Here is a 16,777-nt window from a genome sequence, read left to right on the forward strand (position 1 = left end):
GGATGAAATGGCTGCCAGAAAACCAATCGAAACAGCACCCAGGGATGGCTCCAAGGTCACCGTCTACTGGAAGGACAGCGACGGGGTGATGAACGAATCCATCGCGCAGTACAGGTCGCTCGACCGGCTGAAAGCGGCCGGCGGCGACTGGGACGAGAACGACACCGGCTGGTGGGCCTATACGGACGGTCATACGCAAAGAAAGATCGAGCCGATCAGCTGGCGGCCTGCATCCGGGGATGACGACGGCGAATGACGCCGCTGGCGGCGCCGGTTTCTTTCCAATAGGTTGGACCTGTTGCAATCGGAGGTCGATTCGGAGCTTTCTGCTCCGCGACCATTCGCGCGGGAGGGATCTGCAATGGGTACTGAGAGCCTGCTTGTCTTCATCATCATCGGCGCCATTGCCGGCTGGCTCGCCGGCTTGATCGTCAAGGGTTTCGGCCTCGGCCTGATCGGCAATATCGTCGTCGGCATCGTCGGCGCCTTGATAGCCGGCTTGCTCTTCCCCAGGCTGGGATTCGCCATAGGCGGTGGCATATTTGCCGCCATTATCCACGCCACGATCGGCGCGGTGATCCTGCTCGTGCTGATCAAGCTGGTGAAGCAGGCCTGATCCTGCGAAGCACATCAAGGGCGCGCCATGAAACAGAACATGCTCTATCTCGTCATCGGCGCGCTCGTCGTCGTGGTCATCGCGCTCGGCATCTATGTCTATCGCGAGCAAACCAGGCCGGAGGGCGTGGAACTCAAGATCGACGACAAGGGAATATCGATCCAGCGGAATTGAGCGGGTGTTGGGTTGACGCGGCAAAGGAGCCGATGACCCCCATCAGGCCGAAAATTGACGATAAGGCAGGGGCCGCTCCATCCTTCGATGCACCCAAAGAGAAGCCAAGCTGGATACGGAATGAGAGTGACGTATCGACACATTCGCGGTATGATCTTGGTACAGGGAGTTTGGGGCCAACCCGCCTACTATTAGGAGGTTGCCATGAGGCACCAAACACTGGACCAACTGCATACGGTGGCAAAGGTACACAGAGACCCAACGCCTCCTGCAATGGACCGAACCCAGCGTCTCGAACGTTGGTCAAAACTTCTTGAACGGCAGCCCAACCGACTCCTCACCGCACTTATCGGGACCGAATATCGTTCGTCACCCGAGCGCGAAATTATGCGTAGCGAAGGCTCGCCAATATCGGTTGCCTTCGAGGATTCGATCCTGCGCGATGAGGGGCTGAAAGACGATACTTATGGCGAAGCAAAGCGTTTCTTCGAATTGACCGACAATGAGCTCCACGAAATTGTCTGCTACTGCCATGTGGGCGAGACGATGCAATCATCCTGGGCAGCGCTTTCCGTTCGTGCTGCGATTGGCTAACGCATGACCCCCAGTGCGCGTCACTTTGGTGACAAGGTCATGCGTAGATTCAATGGTTTAGAGCGCGATCGAACGCACTTTACCGATCGCGCTCTAATGACGGGCATAGATTGCGGCAACCTTGCTATCGGCGGTCCGCGCCGAACGACTGCGGCTGGGCAGTTGATGCCGAAATGCGAGAACGCCCGCCGTCTCGCGATAGACGCCATTGTTGCCGACCGCCAGGAGCAAGGAACGGAGCGGTGACGTGCCGTAACGCATTGAATTAACTTTGAACCATTTAACCCGCCCTTAAATCGCCGCATCTACTCTTCACCCGGAACGCCATGGAGCGACGTGCGTCCGTTCGGACGCACGCTCTAAGACTTTGAAGCTTCGCATCGGCTTTTTCCGAAAATCGATTCCGATTTTCAGGCCGATGCGACAGGCATCGGGACAGACAGCACAGCGCATGGCGAACCGCAGAGACAGCCGCATCGAACCGAGCTTCGAGGGACCGCCACGGGCGAAATCCTCGGCCGGTTTTTCGGTGAGCGAGGAGGATCGCGTCGTGCCGAGCAACCGCAAAACCTCTGCAAAGCGCCAATCGGCCAAGACAAAACCGTCGCGTCGAGGAAGCGGCAAAAGCCGGCGCGGCCTGTTCGGCGTGCTCGGCCGGTTGGCCTACTGGTGCTTCGTGCTGGCCATCTGGGGCGGCATCGCCGCCGCCGGCATCGTCGTCTATTACGGTGCGAAAATGCCGGCGGCCACAACCTGGGCCATCCCCGACCGGGCGCCCAATATCAGGATCGTCTCGGTCGACGGAAAACTGCTCGCCAATCGTGGCATGAGCGGCGGCGAAGCCGTCGGCCTGCATGAAATGTCGACCTATATTCCCGAGGCCGTCATCGCCATCGAAGATCGCCGCTTCTATTCGCATTTGGGCATCGATCCGATCGGTCTGTCCAGAGCCATGGTGGCCAACGTTGTCGGCGGGCGTTTTTCGCAGGGCGGCTCGACGCTGACCCAGCAATTGGCGAAAAACCTGTTCCTGACGCCCGATCGCACGCTGGAACGCAAGGTGCAGGAAGTGCTTCTGGCGCTGTGGCTCGAGCACAAGCACACCAAGGACCAGATCCTCGAGATGTATCTCAACCGGGTCTATTTCGGCTCCGGCGCCTATGGTGTCGAAGCGGCCTCGCGCCGCTATTTCGGCAAGAGCGCGCGCGACGTCACGCTGCCCGAAGCCGCACTTCTCGCCGGCCTGTTGAAAGCGCCGTCGCGACTGTCTCCGGCGCGTGACCCGAAGGCCGCCGAGCGGCGCTCGCAGCTTGTTCTCGCCGCCATGCGCGACGCAGGCAAGATCAGCGCCAAGGAACTGACAACGGCGATGAGCGCGCCGGCGTCGCGGGTGGCATCCTACTGGACGGGTTCGGAAAACTACGTCGCCGACGCCATCGTGGAAGAACTGCCCGACCTGATCGGCGACGTGCGCGGCGACATCATCGTCGACGCCACCGTCGACCTGACGCTGCAGAAGCTCGCCGAACAATCGATCCGCCGACTGATCGACGGCAGCGGCAAAAAGCTCAATGCCAGCCAGGGCGTGCTGGTGTCGATCGACAATTCCGGCGCGGTACGCGCCATGGTCGGCGGCTATGATTATTCGACCAGCCAGTTCGATCGCGCCTCGGAGGCGCGCCGCCAGCCGGGCTCGGCGTTCAAGCCCTTTGTTTACATGGCGGCGCTGGAAGCCGGCCGCACGCCCGACAGCGTGCGCAATGACGCGCCGATCAAAATTGGCAAATGGACGCCCACCAATTACGGCGGCAAGTATTTCGGCAAGGTGACGCTGGCGACGGCGCTGGCGAAGTCGCTGAACTCGGTGGCCGCCCAGCTGACCATGGAAGTCGGGCCTGACGCGGTCGTCGAAGCGGCGCATCGCATGGGTGTCCAGTCCGACCTAACGGCCAACACCTCGATCGCGCTCGGCACGTCTGAAGTGACACCGCTGGAACTGACGTCGGCCTATGTCCCCTTCGCCAATGGCGGCTACCGGCCGGATGTCCATTTCATCCGCCGCGTGACGACAGCCGGCGGCAAGGTGCTCTACGACAACAATGGCGGCGCCCCGCGCGTCATCAAGCCCGAGATCGTCGGCATGATGAACTCTATGATGATGGGCACCGTTGAAATCGGCACTGCCAGGAAGGCGGCCTTTGCCTGGCCGGCCGCCGGCAAGACCGGCACCAGCCAGAATTCGCGCGACGCCTGGTTCATCGGCTATACCGCCAATCTCACCACCGGAGTCTGGTTCGGCAATGACGATGGCGGTCCGATGAAGAAGGTCACCGGCGGCGCGCTGCCGGCGCAGGCCTGGCATGAGTTCATGGTCGCCGCGCACGAAGGCGTGCCGGTGCGGCCGCTGCCTGGAACATGGAGGTCGACGCCTGCCGATACGATCGTGCAGGACGAATTACCGCCCAACACGGCGCAACCGGCGCCGGTGCCGTCCGCTTCGGTTGGCCAATCCGCGCCGACCGCTCAAAAAGCGTCGCCGCCTCGCGCCGTGCGCCCCGCCGAAACGGTCGATGCCGGCGGCTTCGGCATGCCGGGCGGTGGCGGCACAACCGCATCGATCAAGCGCCCGGTGCCGCCCGCCGATGTCGGCGGCCCGGTCAAGAAGCGGCAGACCTCGATCCTCGACATCCTCACCGGCGGCTGACCCCTCGTCATCGCTGCCGTGTTCCGCTACATCTGCGGTTTAAGAGAGATCGTGAATGGCCGAGACCGACACCAGAAAGACCATCGTGCTGACCGGCGCCAGCCGCGGCATCGGCCACGCCACGGTCAAGCGCTTTTCGCGCGAAGGCTGGCGCGTCATCACCTGCTCGCGCCAGGCCTTTGCCGACGACTGCCCGTGGCCGGCCGGTCCGGAGGACCATATCAAGGTCGATCTCGCCGACCAGGAGGATGTCGGCATCGCGATCTCGGAGATCCGCCATCGGCTGGAGGCGCATAGCGGCCAGCTTCATGCGCTGGTCAACAATGCCGGTATCTCGCCGAAGCTCAAGGACGGCAATAGCCGCATGAATTCGATCGACACTCCGATGCATGTCTGGCGCGACGTGTTCCAGGTCAATTTCTTCGCGCCGATCATGCTGGCGCGGGGATTGTTCAGGGAATTGGCGTCGGCCAAGGGCTCGATCGTCAATGTCACCTCCATCGCCGGCACTCGCGTGCATCCCTTCGCCGGCACCGCTTATGCGACGTCGAAGGCGGCGCTTGGCTCGCTGACGCGCGAAATGGCGCATGATTTCGGCCCGCATGGCATCCGCGTCAACGCCATCGCACCCGGCGAGATCGACACCGCGATCCTGTCGCCGGGCACGGAAAAGATCGTCGAGACGATTCCGCTGCGGCGGCTGGGCACTACGGCGGAAGTCGCCGACATCATCTTCTTCCTGTGCTCACAGCAGGCGTCCTATGTGACGGGCTCGGAAATCCACATCAATGGCGGCCAGCACGTGTGAGCTTTTGATCGATCGTTGAAGCTGCCCCTCACCCCCTGCCGGGACCTTCTCCCGTAAAAAACGGGGAGAAGGGGCTTGACCGCAACGCTGGCGACCCCCTCTCCCCGTTCTTCACTGGGAGAGGGGCAGGCTTAGGCTGCTGAAGGCGCTTTCGATGCTGCCAAAACCTCTTCCACAATCCCACGGGCGATCTCGCGCTCACCCATGATGACCGTGTCGGCTCCGAGCCCCTTGAGATGCTCGACCTCGGCATCGGAGTGGGCGCGGGCGATGACGTTGATCTTCGGGTTGGCGGCGCGGGCGCGCAGCACGATCTGTCCCGCCTCGAAGGCGTTGGGGATGGCGAGGATCAGCCGCTTCGCGCCCTTGGGATTGGCTGCGGCGAACACCTCGCTATTCGCCGCATTGCCGGATACGGTTTCGATGCCGTCGTCCTTGAGCTTCGCCAGCGTCTTGTCGGCATCCTCGATGACGAGGAAGGGCAGGGCGGCCTTCTTCAAGGACGCGCCGACGAGGCTGCCGACACGGCCATAACCGACCAGGATGGAGTGGCCGGTAAGCGCTGTGCTGGGCGGCGGGCCGTCCTCTTCCACCGGTGCCGCAACCGAAGCCAACTGGCCTGGCTCCGTGGCGGGGCCGATCGGCTTTGCCTCATCGAGCGGCGCCGTCTTGCCGGCGCGCCTCTCCAGCCAGGGTTTCATCCAGTCGACGGCAAGGAACATCAGCGGGTTGAGGACGATCGACAGGATAGCACCGGCGAGGATGAGGTCGCGTCCTTGTTCGGGCAGCAGCTTCAGCCCGACGCCGAGCTCGGCCAGGATGAACGAGAATTCGCCGATCTGGGCCAGGCTTGCCGAAATCATCAACGCGGTCGCGATCGGATAACGGAAGGCGACGACGATGACGAAGGCGGCCAATGATTTGCCGATGACGATGATGGCCAGTGCCGCCAGGATAGGCCAGCCATTGCTGACCAGGCTGAATGGGTCGAACAGCATGCCGACCGAAACGAAGAACAGCACGGAAAAGGCGTCGCGCAGCGGCAGCGATTCCTCGGCCGCCCGATGGCTGAGTTCGGATTCGCTCATGATCATGCCGGCAAAGAATGCGCCCAGCGCCAGCGAGACGCCGAATAGCTTGGCCGCGCCGAAAGCGACCCCGAGCGCGATGGCCAGCACCGCCAGCCGGAACAATTCACGCGACCCGGTATGGGCGACGTAGTGCAGGATCCAGGGGATGACCCGGCGGCCGACCACCAGCATAACCACGACAAAGGCCGCGACCTTGGCCAACGTCATGCCGACGATACCCCAGACGCCGAAGCTCGCCGGCAGCGACAGCAGACTGCTATGGCTCTCCACTTGCTGCTGGCCACCCAGCACGCCGGCCAACGCCGGCAAAAGCACCAGCGCCAGCACCATGGCCAGATCCTCGACAATCAGCCAGCCGACGGCGATGCGGCCGCGCTCGGTCTCGATCAGCCGCCGCTCCTGCAAGGCACGCAGCAGCACAACGGTCGATGCGACGGAAAGCGCCAGCCCGAACACCAGCCCCGCGCCCATCGACCAGCCGAGCATCCAGGCAAGGCCGGCGCCGAGCGCCGTCGCGAAGCCGATCTGCACGATGGCGCCGGGCACGGCGATGGCGCGGACCGACAACAAGTCCTTCAGCGAGAAATGCAGGCCGACGCCGAACATCAGCAGGATCACGCCGATTTCGGCCAGTTCATTGGCGAGGCCGGTATCGGCGACGAAGCCCGGCGTGTTCGGCCCGACCAGGACGCCGGCGACGAGGTAGCCGACCAGCGGCGGGATGCGGAAGCGATTGGCAATTGCGCCGAAGACGAACGCCAGCCCCAAACCGGCGACGATGGTGGCGATAAGCGGCGTGTCATGCGGCATTGTCTATGGAGCGCCTTTCAAAATTACGATGTCGGATATGCACCGCCCGAAGCAGCCGCCTTGCAATATGGCGGCCCGGATGGCCGCGAGGCAACCCGCAAATGCCGTGGATCGATGACAAGGGTGGCAGGAGGCGGGTCGCCTCGTGCTGGCAATGGTTGCTGCTAAAAAGAGATGGCCTGCGCGCCTGATGCCCGATCAGGCGGCCTGCAGCAGGTTTTCGATGTCGACGATGGTGTGGTTGGTCAGCGTCTTGGGAATTTCCGCTGTGATTTTCTCCGCAACTTCCTTGTGCAGTTTTCGACGCATGTCACCCAGTACCTGCGGCGGTGCGATCAGCACCATCTCCTTGAAGGCGCCGCGATGCGCGAGCTTGTATAGGCGCTCGGCAACTTCGTCGGCGAAACGCTCCTTGCCGAGGCGATGCCAGTCAGTGTCCTCGACTGCGCTGCGGTGGACGGATGGGCCGTCGCTGTAGCGACCCGGGCGGTCCGAACCTTGCTCTCGCGTCGCCGGATTTTCCTGTTCCATCTCCTGCACGACCTGAAGGTCGGGATATTGGGTGTCGCCGCGGTTCTCAAGGAACAGTGCCTTCTCGCCGTCGGCGACCACGACCCACAGTCCGCGTTTCAGCTTGAGGTTGTTCACCGGAGCGCTCCTTTTTCTGTTTTTCATGGTTTTCCAGGCCCGTCTCTGGAGCCATTGCCGCAGCTGGACAGCCAGGCTCGGATTCGCAGAGGAGCAAACGCGCGCCGAGGCAGGAATGTTCCGGTGACGACAAGCACGGCGAGCAAGCCAACCAGCGGGGATGACGGTGCTCAGAGCATGTCGGCTTTAATCTACTAGATTGGTAGAATTTAGAAAAAAGTGTTTTGTAATATATCTCGCTTGTCGCTAGAACGGCCGCAGATCAAGGCTCGCAACAGTGGCTTGGATCCGCTCCACTCGTAGGTGTGGAATCTTTTTCTCCTGCCTCTGGTGCTTGCGGAAAAGCGATTGCTTCACACGAAGCGATGCGCGAGTGCGTTCCTTCTGCTTTTTCGCGCCCGCGCGTAAAACCGACAGCGTATTCAGGATTCCGCTCGCTATGCCGCAGGCCCCCGCCAAGCTCAACGCCTTTCCCGTCTTTATGCGGGTCGCTGGCGAAGCCGTGGCCATCGTCGGCGGCGGCGAGGAGGCTCTGGCCAAGGCGCGGCTGATCGGCCAGTCAAGCGCCGTCTTGCGCATCATAGCCGATGCCCCCGAGCATGATTTGCTGGCCTTCATCGCCGCGAATGGCGCCGTCCACATCGCTGCCGCCTATGAGGCCGCGCATCTCGAAGGCGCGGTGATGGTGTTTGCTGCCAGCGGCAACGAGGCGCTTGACCGCCGCGTTGCCGAGGATGCGCGCCGGCTGGGCATTCCGGTCAATGCCGTCGACCGGCCGGAGCTGTGCGATTTCTTCACCCCGGCGCTGGTCAACCGCGCGCCGGTCGCCATTGCCATCGGCACGGAAGGGACCGGACCGGTGCTTGCCCAGATGCTGCGCAGCCGCATCGACCGCATGCTGTCGCCGTCGCTCGGGCCGCTTGCTTCGCTTGCTGCCTCGTTGCGCGGCACTGTTGAGAGATTGCTGCCGAAAGGCAATGCCCGCCGCCGCTTCTGGAGCGAATTTTTCGGCGGCGCGCCGGCCCGCGCCATGGAGGCTGGCCAGCTTTCGCAGGCGCACGGTGCCGCCGTCGACCTGTTGCTTTCGAACGCGCCGGCATCGGGTCACATTGCCCTGGTTGGCGCGGGTCCCGGCGCCGAAGACCTGCTGACGCTGCGCGCCCACCGGCTGCTAATGGAAGCCGATGTCATTGTCCATGATGCGCTGGTGCCGGAGGCGATCGTCGCCATGGGCCGTCGCGACGCCGAGCGTCTGCCGGTAGGCAAACGCAAGGGCTGCCACACCAAGAGCCAAGCCGAGATCAATGCGCTGCTGATCGAGCTCGGCCGCGACGGCAAGCGCGTCGTGCGGCTGAAATCCGGCGATCCGCTGGTGTTCGGCCGGGCGGGCGAGGAAATGGCAGCGCTGCGCGATGCCGGCATCGCCTATGAGGTGGTTCCGGGCGTCACCGCGGCCTTCGCCGCCGCCGCCGATTTCGAGCTGCCGCTGACGCTGCGCGGCGTGTCGTCGTCGATGGTGTTCACCACCGGCCACGACCTCAAGGGAAATTCGCTGCCCGACTGGGCCAAGCTCGCCATTTCCGGCGCCACGGTCGCCGTCTATATGGGCCGCTCGGTCGCGGCCGAGGTTGCCGGCCGGCTGATCGAGGCCGGCCTGTCGCCGGATACGGCGGTCGCCGTGGTCGAGAATGCCAGCCTTGCCAACCGGCGCCGTTTCCACGGCACGCTCGCCGACCTGCCGTCGCTGGAGGTTCGCGCCGACCTTACCGGCCCGGTCATGACCATCATCGGCGATGCGGTCGCCGGCGCCAATTTTGAACGTTCCGAGCCGCTGGCGGCACACAGGCATGAAGGCGCGGCCCAAACAGCCGCCGAAGGAGCTGAACGATGAAAGTCCTGAGTGCAAACCGCCTCGCCGACGGCGAAGCCGTCTGGTACGCCAATGGCGGCTGGGCCGAGACCATCGACAATGCCGATGTCGCCTATGACAAGGCGGCTGAAGACCGGCTGGAGGCGATCGGCGCCACGGCCTCTGCCAACAATGAAGTGGTCGACGTCAATCTGATCGACGTGACCGTCGCCAATGGTGTCGTCGAGCCGGTCCGGCTGCGCGAAAAGATCCGCGCCGCCGGCCCGACCAACCGCAACGACCTGGGCAAGCAGGCCCGCCCGGTAGCCGCCCGGGCGGCGTAAACGACGACATTGAAGACAACGGGCGGATGCGCCCGGAAAGACCAGACATGTACCGTTACGATGAGTTCGATCACGATTTCGTCCAGGCCCGCGTCGCCGAGTTCAGCGATCAGGTCGCGCGGCGGCTTGCCGGCGAGATCACCGAGGATCAATTCCGGCCGCTGCGGCTGATGAATGGCGTCTACCTGCAGTTGCACGCCTACATGCTGCGCATCGCGGTGCCTTACGGCACGCTGAACAGCAAGCAGTTGCGCATGCTTGGCCACATCGCCCGCAAATACGACAAGGGCTACGGCCATTTCACGACGCGCCAGAACATCCAGTTCAACTGGCCGGCGCTGTCGGACATTCCGGCGATCCTGGCCGATCTGGCTGGTGTCGAGATGCACGCCATCCAGACCAGCGGCAACTGCATCCGCAACGTCACCGCCGACCACTTTGCCGGTGCCGCCGCCGACGAGGTGGCCGATCCGCGTCCTTATGCGGAAATCCTGCGCCAATGGTCGTCGGTGCATCCGGAATTCTCGTTCCTGCCGAGAAAATTCAAGATCGCGGTGACCGGCGCGGAGCGCGACCGCGCCGCCATCCAGACGCATGACATCGGCCTGCATTTGAAGAAGAACGCTGCCGGCGAACTCGGTTTCGCCGTCTATGTCGGCGGCGGCCAGGGCCGTACGCCGATGATCGCCAAGAAGATCCGCGACTTCCTGCCCGAGGCAGACCTTCTGTCCTATTGCACGGCGATCCTGCGCGTTTACAACCTCTACGGCCGCCGCGACAACAAATACAAGGCGCGCATCAAGATCCTCGTCCACGAGACCGGCGTCGAGGAGATCACCCGCCAGGTCGAGGCCGAATGGCAGCAGCTTAAGGATGCGGATCTAAAACTGCCGGAAGCCGACATCCGCGCCATCGATGCCTATTTCGCACCACCGGCGCTGGTCGAACGGCCGGAAGGCGACGAGACCGTCAAGCTCGCCCGCCTCGATTCGAAAAGCTTTTCGGAATGGCTCGACCAGAACGTGGTGACCCACCGTCACCCCGATTATGCCGCCGTGACCATCTCGCTCAAGGGCATTGGCGAAGCGCCGGGCGATGCCTCCGACAGCCAGATGGAAGCGGTCGCCGACCTTGCCGAAAAATATGCTTTCGACGAGCTGCGCGTCAGCCATGAGCAGAACCTGATCCTGCCGCATGTCGCGCGCGCCGACCTCAAGGCGGTCTATGACGCGCTGGTCGACATCGGACTGGCGACCGCCAATTCCAACCTGATATCAGACATCATCTCGTGCCCGGGCCTCGACTATTGCGCGCTGGCCACGGCGCGCTCGATTCCGGTGGCGCAGGAAATCTCGCGTCGTTTCGCTTCGCTCGAGCGTCAGCGCGAGATCGGCGAATTGAAGCTGAAGATTTCCGGCTGCATCAATGCCTGCGGCCATCACCATGTCGGCCATATCGGCATCCTCGGCGTCGAGAAGAAGGGCGCCGAACTCTACCAGGTCACGCTCGGCGGCTCGGCCGACGAGAACACCTCGGTCGGCGAGATCATCGGCCGCGGCTTCAGCTCGGCAGAGATCACCGACGCCATCGAGCAGATCGTCGAGACCTATCTCGGCCTCCGGCTCGACAGAAACGAAAAATTCATCGACGCCTACCGCCGTGTCGGTCCCGCGCCGTTCAAGGAGGCGCTCTATGCTGGCGAAGCCAAGGCCGCTTGATCGTATCGTCGACGTCGAGGCCGGCATCGCCGCCGAAGCGGCGGGGCTCGATGCGCTCTATGGTCATCTCAAGCCGCTGGAGATCATCGAGCGGTCGGCCCGGGAATTCTTTCACGGTGAAATCGCCGCAGTTTCGTCGTTCGGGGCGGATTCTGCAGTGCTTCTGCACATGATCGCCAAGATCGACCGGACGCTGCCGGTCATCTTCCTCGACACCGGCAAGCACTTCGAGGAGACGCTCGGCTATCGCGACGCGCTGGTTGCCGATTTCGGGTTGACCGATATCAGGGTGATCACGCCCGAAGAAGCGGCGCTCGAACGGATCGATCCGACCGGTAATCTGAACGAAACCGACACCGACGCCTGCTGCGAGGTCCGCAAGGTCGAGCCGCTGGCGCGCGGCGTCGAGCCGTTCCGCGCCTGGTTCACCGGCCGCAAGCGTTTTCAGGCGACGACGCGGGCATCCCTGCCGGTGTTCGAGGCGGTCGGCTCGCGCATTCGCATCAATCCGCTGGCGCATTGGACGACATCAGACCAGGCCAACTATATGCGCGCGCATGCGCTGCGTGAGAATCCGCTGGTCGCCTATGGCTATCTCTCGATAGGCTGCTTCCCGTGCACGCAGCCGGTGCAGCCGGGCGAGGATGCACGCAGCGGCCGCTGGGTGGGGCACGCCAAGACCGAGTGCGGCATCCATTTGTCGGGGCTGGAGAAGTCGCTGACCGACGCATCGCTTTAGGGTATGTCGATATTCAGGTGAGGCTGGCCTGCGAATGGCGGCACGTACCCAAAGTACGCTCCGCTCCGGTTCTCGGAAGCCACCATTCTCGGCTCGGCCTTACCTGAATCTCAACACACCCTCGAGCGTTTTGAACTTTGGAATTTTGTGGACTTGGGAATTTCTCGATGAGTGAATCGATAGCGGAAAACGCCACCCGCCTCTGGACCCCGACAGGTTTTAGCGAGGACGAGTGGAGCCATGCCGAGAGCGCCGACGCACTGTCCGGCAATGGCCGCTTCATCCTGCCGCTGCAGGCGTTTCTCGACCTCGATCCGGCGGTGCGCCGGTCGGCGAAGGAGCGCCTCGGCGTGCTGCTTCAGCCCGGCGATCAACTCGAAAAGATCGCGGACCTGCTCGACCAGATATCGCTGGTGGCGCTGGCCTTCCCGGCTTTCAGTGACGGCCGCTCCTTCTCCAAGGGCGAACTGCTGCGCAGCCGCTACCGTTTCGAGGGCGCGGTCCGCGCCACCGGACAGGTTCTGGTCGACCAGCTTCCGCATATGCTGCGCCTCGGCTTCGACGAGTTCGAAGTGTCAAATGCAGTGTTGCTGAAACGGCTCGAGGAAGGCCGCACCGGCGGTCTGCCGCTGTCCTACCAGCCGACCGTGAAGCCGGAGGCCAAAGGCCCCAAATATTCCTGGCGGCGGGTGCGCACCGGTTGATATCCCCACCGAGCAAGTCGCATCTGGTCGGACCACTTTGCCGATTCAATCTTTTATTTTCGGCATCCGCCCCTTAAGATACGGCCTATTATTTCGCGATCCGAAATAAATTCGCCACCAAGGGAGGAACCGGGAATGGCTGGTAAGAAGATATTGATGCTCGTTGGCGAGTTCAGCGAGGAATACGAGATTTTCGTCTTTGAACAGGCCATGCATGCGGTCGGCCACACCGTGCATGTCGTGTGTCCTGACAAGAAGGCGGGCGATATCCTGAAGACGTCGCTGCACGACTTCGAGGGTCACCAGACCTATACGGAAAAGCTCGGCCATGACTACATCCTCAACAAGACGTTTTCCGAGGTCAATCCGGCCGAATACGATGCGGTCTATGCGGCAGGCGGGCGCGGGCCGGAATATATCCGCATCGACAAGCGCGTGCAGGCGCTGGTGCGGCATTTCCACGAGACCGGCAAGCCGATCTTCACCATTTGCCACGGCGCGCAGATCCTGATGGCGGTCGACGGCGTGCTGCGTGGCAGGGAAGTCGCGGCGCTGCAGTATTGCGAGCCGGAAGTCACGCTCGCTGGCGGCACCTACATCGATGTCGCGCCGACCGGCGCCCATGTCGACGGCAATCTGGTGTCGGCCAAGGGCTGGCCGGGGCTGGCCGCCTTCATGCGCGAATGCCTGAAAGTGCTTGGCACCGAGATCCGCCACGGCGAGATCCTGATGCGCGACGAACGCAAGGCGGCTTGAGTCGGGCCTTGGAAACCGCCGCACCTGTGGTGCGGCGGCACTACAGCGCCGCGTCCTTTTGGGACGCGCAAAGGACGCTGTAGAACTTGATTCTGCGCATGATCCTTCCGAAAATCGATTTCGATTTTCGGGTGATGCTTTTACGCAGTCATCCGCGCTTCGCGAAACGACACCAGCTTGCTGCGGCTCTCATCCCACAGCGCCAGCTTGACGCAGCGCAGGCTGTCGAGAAGCGTGACGCGGCCGATTTCGCGCAGTTCCGGATAGTCCCTCAGGACCTCCTGGAGCCGATAGCACGGCACCTTGGCGGAGAGGTGATGCACGTGATGGACGCCGATATTGCCGGTGAACCAGTTCAGCACCGGCGGCAGGTCATAATAGGACGAGCCGTGCAGGGCCGCATGCTGGAACTCCCATTCGGAGTCCTTTGCCCACTCTGTCTCTTCGAACTGGTGCTGGACGTAGAACAGCCAGATGCCGGCGGAGCCGGCGAGAACGACGATGGGCAAGTGGACAACCAGGAACGCTTCGAGGCCGACGAACCAGATGAGGGCGGCGGCCGCAACCGCGATGGCCACGTTGGTGGCCATCGACGACACCCAGGGCGTGAGGCCGCCTCGCATCATGCCGACCGGCAGTCGCTGCTCAAAGATGAAAAGCCAAATGGGGCCGAGGCCGAACATGACGAGCGGATGGCGATAGAGACGATAGGCAAGGCGGCCCCGCCAGGACATTTGCCGATATTCGGCAACAGTCAGCGTCCTGATGTCGCCCGTGCCGCGCTCATCGAGATTGCCGGCGCTGGCGTGATGGGTTGCGTGGGCACGCCGCCAGCAATCGTAAGGCGTCAAGGTCAGGATGCCCAGCCCGCGGCCGATCCAGTCGTCGGCGGTGCGATTGGCGAAGAACGAGCCGTGGCCGCAATCGTGCTGGATCATGAAGATCCGCACCAGAAAGCCGGCGGCCGGAAGGATGAGGATCAGACCCCACCAATGGCCATAGGCATAGGCAGCCGAGGACATTGCCCACAGCGTGGCAAAGGGGATGAGGGTGATGGCAAGTTCGACGGCGCTGCGCCGCCTGTCAGGTTTCTTGTAGCGCGCCAGGATCTTCAACCAGGCACGCTTGCTGTTCGCTACAGCTTCGGGGGAAATCATGTTCATCAGGAAGCATAGACGGACCATTTCGTCGCCGCAAGCCAGGCATCACGCAAAGTTACTGCGGGTAATTGTCGCGCGACGCGCAAGTTGCGGCAAAAGGCATGCCAATGGCGCTCAGCGACAGGCGTGTGTGTTGTCTATCGCCGGTTGCCACCGGCGGCTACGCTGCTTTCGATGCCGTCCAGGCGGTCAAGCAATTCCCTGAAACGATCGGGAATGTCGTTCTCCGTCCGGAACGCCGGCAACGCGCGCAGAAAGTGCATCGTTGCCTCGGTGCCGAACTGGCGCCTGATGCCGGCCGCCAGCCTTTCACGTCTTTCGTCATCGTTGGGGGCGCCATTCTTACGGTCGCCGTCGTTGCGGGTCGCCATCTCAAAATCCTGTGTCGGTTTCGAAACTCTTCCAGCAGACGAATGGTTCCCCTATCGCAGCATCTTGGCAAGCAAAGCCGGTGGTTACAGTAAAATTTGAATTAATATCGAAAGGTCTCCATGATGCGACGTCAAAAGCGCGAGCGGCCTGTCCAGTATCGCTTGCCCCTTGATTTTTGGCCGCCAAACCTCGATATCGGGCACAAAATCCACATCATTTGAAATGACGGGAAACGGCGATGAGCGACCAGGCAAAAGACGAACGCGCGCCCGATGAAGCCGAGACGGCCGGGGCTGCCACCGAATACACGCAAGGCAGCGCCGACGGCGACTATGAAGCGCTTGTGCGGCTGCTGAAGGAAAACGACGAGTTGAAGGACCGCGCGCTCCGCGTCGCAGCCGAGATGGAGAATCTGCGTCGCCGTACCGCCCGTGACGTGCACGATGCACGCGCCTATGCGGTTGCCAATTTCGCCCGTGACATGCTGTCGGTATCGGACAATCTGCGCCGCGCACTGGATGCGATCCCGGCTGAGTCCAAGGCGTCAGGTGATGCCGGTTTGAAGTCACTGATCGAGGGCGTCGAGCTCACCGAGCGCGCCATGCTATCGGCGCTCGAGCGGCACGGAGTGAAGAAGCTCGAGCCGGAAGGCGAGAAATTCGACCCGAATTTCCATCAGGCGATGTTCGAGGTGCCCAATCCGGAGGTGCCGGCCAACACGGTGGTCCAGGTCGTGCAGCCCGGCTATTCGATCGGCGAGCGGGTGCTGCGGCCGGCCATGGTCGGCGTTGCCAAGGGCGGTCCCAAGCATGTGGCAAGCGAAGCGCCGGTCGAGCCAGGGCCGGTGAATGAGCAAGCTGAGAAGGATGCGTAAGTTAAGGGAATAGGGCAGTAGGAGCAGTAGGGTAAAGGAGCCGTACCAATCGTCCGGCTTCGTGCTATTCATACATCCCTATTCACCCGCTCTCCTACTCCGCTATGCCCTTGAACCCGATCGAGCTTCTCGACTATGCCGGTGTCGCCGTCTTCGCGGCGACCGGTGCGCTGGCCGCTTCGCGCAAGCAGCTCGACATCATCGGCTTTCTGTTCCTGGCCAGCGTCACCGGCATCGGCGGTGGCACGTTTCGTGACGTCATCCTCAATCTGCCGGTCTTCTGGGTTACCAACTCTGGCTATGTGCTGATCTGCGCGGTGGTGGCGATGCTTGTCTTTTTCGGGGCGCACCGTCTCGAATCCCGCTGGAAATTACTGCTCTGGCTCGACGCCGTCGGCCTCGCCGCGTTTTCGGTGATGGGTGCCGCCAAGGGCCTGGCCATCACCGGCTCGCCGGTCGTGTCCGTTGTTACCGGCGTGCTCACCGCCACGTTCGGCGGGATCTTGCGCGACCTGCTGGCCGGTGAGGCTTCGGTGCTCTTGAGACCAGAAATCTATGTCACCGCCGCCCTTGCGGGCGCCATCCTGTTTACAACAGGCGATCTCGCCGGACTGCCGCCGCTCGCCTCGGGCCTGGTGGGCTTCATAGCCGCTTTCTGCGTGCGTGGCGGCGCGCTTAAGTTCGGCTGGGCCTTTCCGTCCTACAAGAGCCGGCCCGGCCGGCGGCCGGAAGATATTCCGTGAAATGAGGGCGAGTAGCGACTGGGGACAACGATCCGCAGCGAAACTCCCGCTACTCGCTACTCCCTATTCGCTA

General features: G+C 62.8%; 18 protein-coding genes. 14 read left to right on the plus strand and 4 right to left on the minus strand.

Features of this window, described 5'->3' with window-relative positions; genetic code table 11:
- Window positions 1–7 precede the first annotated feature (7 nt).
- The 6 genes from AC0L2V_RS21215 (at window position 8) to AC0L2V_RS21240 (ending at window position 4,896) form a co-directional block, all read left to right on the plus strand.
- A complete protein-coding gene (locus AC0L2V_RS21215) occupies window positions 8–256 on the plus strand; it encodes a hypothetical protein (protein ID WP_023797415.1) in 249 nt (82 codons plus the stop codon).
- Window positions 257–361: 105 nt separating this feature from the next.
- Window positions 362–616, plus strand: a complete 255-nt coding sequence (locus AC0L2V_RS21220; protein WP_473510776.1) for a GlsB/YeaQ/YmgE family stress response membrane protein — start codon at window positions 362–364, stop codon at window positions 614–616.
- 27 nt (window positions 617–643) lie between these two features.
- Window positions 644–790, plus strand: coding sequence for a hypothetical protein (locus tag AC0L2V_RS21225; protein WP_027153083.1), 147 nt, complete (start codon window positions 644–646; stop codon window positions 788–790).
- Window positions 791–994: 204 nt separating this feature from the next.
- Window positions 995–1,384: a hypothetical protein gene (locus AC0L2V_RS21230; RefSeq protein WP_027153082.1), complete on the plus strand. Its 390-nt coding sequence runs from the start codon at window positions 995–997 to the stop codon at window positions 1,382–1,384.
- 451 nt (window positions 1,385–1,835) lie between these two features.
- Window positions 1,836–4,088 carry a transglycosylase domain-containing protein gene (locus AC0L2V_RS21235; RefSeq protein ID WP_473510773.1) on the plus strand — a complete coding sequence of 751 codons (2,253 nt, stop codon included), beginning with the start codon at window positions 1,836–1,838 and terminating at the stop codon, window positions 4,086–4,088.
- A 55-nt stretch (window positions 4,089–4,143) separates the two neighbouring features.
- Complete coding sequence (locus AC0L2V_RS21240) at window positions 4,144–4,896, plus strand: SDR family NAD(P)-dependent oxidoreductase (RefSeq protein WP_473521108.1); 753 nt, start codon at window positions 4,144–4,146, stop codon at window positions 4,894–4,896.
- A gap of 131 nt (window positions 4,897–5,027) precedes the next feature.
- Here AC0L2V_RS21240 and ybaL read toward each other — a convergent pair whose 3' ends face one another.
- Together ybaL and AC0L2V_RS21250 are read right to left on the minus strand one after the other, a co-directional pair.
- Window positions 5,028–6,797, minus strand: coding sequence for a YbaL family putative K(+) efflux transporter (gene ybaL, locus AC0L2V_RS21245; RefSeq protein ID WP_473521109.1), 1,770 nt, complete (start codon window positions 6,795–6,797; stop codon window positions 5,028–5,030).
- Window positions 6,798–6,995: 198 nt separating this feature from the next.
- Window positions 6,996–7,445, minus strand: coding sequence for a baeRF12 domain-containing protein (locus tag AC0L2V_RS21250; protein ID WP_027153079.1), 450 nt, complete (start codon window positions 7,443–7,445; stop codon window positions 6,996–6,998).
- Window positions 7,446–7,884: 439 nt separating this feature from the next.
- On the opposite strand from AC0L2V_RS21250, the gene cysG reads away from it, so the two are divergent.
- The 6 genes from cysG to AC0L2V_RS21280 all read left to right on the plus strand — a co-directional run bounded on the left by cysG (window position 7,885) and on the right by AC0L2V_RS21280 (window position 13,555).
- Window positions 7,885–9,336: a siroheme synthase CysG gene (gene cysG, locus AC0L2V_RS21255; RefSeq protein ID WP_473521110.1), complete on the plus strand. Its 1,452-nt coding sequence runs from the start codon at window positions 7,885–7,887 to the stop codon at window positions 9,334–9,336.
- Complete coding sequence (locus tag AC0L2V_RS21260; protein ID WP_473521111.1) at window positions 9,333–9,638, plus strand: DUF2849 domain-containing protein; 306 nt, start codon at window positions 9,333–9,335, stop codon at window positions 9,636–9,638. Before cysG ends, AC0L2V_RS21260 begins: the two co-directional genes overlap by 4 nt.
- A gap of 47 nt (window positions 9,639–9,685) precedes the next feature.
- Window positions 9,686–11,356 carry a nitrite/sulfite reductase gene (locus AC0L2V_RS21265; protein WP_473521112.1) on the plus strand — a complete coding sequence of 557 codons (1,671 nt, stop codon included), beginning with the start codon at window positions 9,686–9,688 and terminating at the stop codon, window positions 11,354–11,356.
- Window positions 11,331–12,095, plus strand: coding sequence for a phosphoadenylyl-sulfate reductase (locus tag AC0L2V_RS21270; protein ID WP_287122714.1), 765 nt, complete (start codon window positions 11,331–11,333; stop codon window positions 12,093–12,095). The genes AC0L2V_RS21265 and AC0L2V_RS21270 overlap by 26 nt, the downstream gene beginning before the upstream one ends.
- 167 nt (window positions 12,096–12,262) lie before the next feature.
- A complete protein-coding gene (locus tag AC0L2V_RS21275) occupies window positions 12,263–12,799 on the plus strand; it encodes a DUF934 domain-containing protein (protein ID WP_473521113.1) in 537 nt (178 codons plus the stop codon).
- 135 nt (window positions 12,800–12,934) lie between these two features.
- The gene (locus tag AC0L2V_RS21280; protein ID WP_023797428.1) at window positions 12,935–13,555 is read left to right on the plus strand and encodes a DJ-1/PfpI family protein; all 621 of its coding nucleotides are present in this window, start codon (window positions 12,935–12,937) and stop codon (window positions 13,553–13,555) included.
- 140 nt (window positions 13,556–13,695) lie between these two features.
- Here the strand turns inward: AC0L2V_RS21280 and AC0L2V_RS21285 are convergent, their stop codons facing one another.
- On the minus strand, window positions 13,696–14,718 hold the full coding sequence (locus AC0L2V_RS21285; protein WP_473521114.1) for a fatty acid desaturase: 1,023 nt from the start codon (window positions 14,716–14,718) through the stop codon (window positions 13,696–13,698).
- Between the two features lie 134 nt (window positions 14,719–14,852).
- Window positions 14,853–15,086, minus strand: a complete 234-nt coding sequence (locus tag AC0L2V_RS21290; protein WP_023797430.1) for a hypothetical protein — start codon at window positions 15,084–15,086, stop codon at window positions 14,853–14,855.
- Between the two features lie 239 nt (window positions 15,087–15,325).
- Between AC0L2V_RS21290 and grpE the strand changes: the two genes are divergently transcribed.
- Both grpE and AC0L2V_RS21300 read left to right on the plus strand, forming a co-directional pair.
- A complete protein-coding gene (grpE, locus tag AC0L2V_RS21295) occupies window positions 15,326–15,961 on the plus strand; it encodes a nucleotide exchange factor GrpE (protein WP_473521115.1) in 636 nt (211 codons plus the stop codon).
- A gap of 110 nt (window positions 15,962–16,071) precedes the next feature.
- Window positions 16,072–16,704 carry a trimeric intracellular cation channel family protein gene (locus AC0L2V_RS21300; RefSeq protein ID WP_023797432.1) on the plus strand — a complete coding sequence of 211 codons (633 nt, stop codon included), beginning with the start codon at window positions 16,072–16,074 and terminating at the stop codon, window positions 16,702–16,704.
- Window positions 16,705–16,777: the final 73 nt, after the last annotated feature.

This window comes from Mesorhizobium sp. WSM4814 (assembly GCF_055811595.1).

Bases quoted from the DNA above. Each gene is read 5' to 3' on its own strand.
- AC0L2V_RS21235 (WP_473510773.1), top strand. From the start codon at position 1,836: ATGGCGAACCGCAGAGACAGCCGCATCGAACCGAGCTTCGAGGGACCG.
- AC0L2V_RS21215 (WP_023797415.1), top strand. From the start codon at position 8: ATGGCTGCCAGAAAACCAATCGAAACAGCACCCAGGGATGGCTCCAAG.
- AC0L2V_RS21290 (WP_023797430.1), bottom strand. From the start codon at position 15,086: ATGGCGACCCGCAACGACGGCGACCGTAAGAATGGCGCCCCCAACGAT.
- AC0L2V_RS21275 (WP_473521113.1), top strand. From the start codon at position 12,263: ATGAGTGAATCGATAGCGGAAAACGCCACCCGCCTCTGGACCCCGACA.
- AC0L2V_RS21225 (WP_027153083.1), top strand. From the start codon at position 644: ATGAAACAGAACATGCTCTATCTCGTCATCGGCGCGCTCGTCGTCGTG.
- ybaL (WP_473521109.1), bottom strand. From the start codon at position 6,797: ATGCCGCATGACACGCCGCTTATCGCCACCATCGTCGCCGGTTTGGGG.
- AC0L2V_RS21220 (WP_473510776.1), top strand. From the start codon at position 362: ATGGGTACTGAGAGCCTGCTTGTCTTCATCATCATCGGCGCCATTGCC.
- AC0L2V_RS21240 (WP_473521108.1), top strand. From the start codon at position 4,144: ATGGCCGAGACCGACACCAGAAAGACCATCGTGCTGACCGGCGCCAGC.
- grpE (WP_473521115.1), top strand. From the start codon at position 15,326: ATGAGCGACCAGGCAAAAGACGAACGCGCGCCCGATGAAGCCGAGACG.
- AC0L2V_RS21270 (WP_287122714.1), top strand. From the start codon at position 11,331: ATGCTGGCGAAGCCAAGGCCGCTTGATCGTATCGTCGACGTCGAGGCC.
- AC0L2V_RS21265 (WP_473521112.1), top strand. From the start codon at position 9,686: ATGTACCGTTACGATGAGTTCGATCACGATTTCGTCCAGGCCCGCGTC.
- AC0L2V_RS21280 (WP_023797428.1), top strand. From the start codon at position 12,935: ATGGCTGGTAAGAAGATATTGATGCTCGTTGGCGAGTTCAGCGAGGAA.
- AC0L2V_RS21230 (WP_027153082.1), top strand. From the start codon at position 995: ATGAGGCACCAAACACTGGACCAACTGCATACGGTGGCAAAGGTACAC.
- AC0L2V_RS21260 (WP_473521111.1), top strand. From the start codon at position 9,333: ATGAAAGTCCTGAGTGCAAACCGCCTCGCCGACGGCGAAGCCGTCTGG.
- cysG (WP_473521110.1), top strand. From the start codon at position 7,885: ATGCCGCAGGCCCCCGCCAAGCTCAACGCCTTTCCCGTCTTTATGCGG.
- AC0L2V_RS21285 (WP_473521114.1), bottom strand. From the start codon at position 14,718: ATGAACATGATTTCCCCCGAAGCTGTAGCGAACAGCAAGCGTGCCTGG.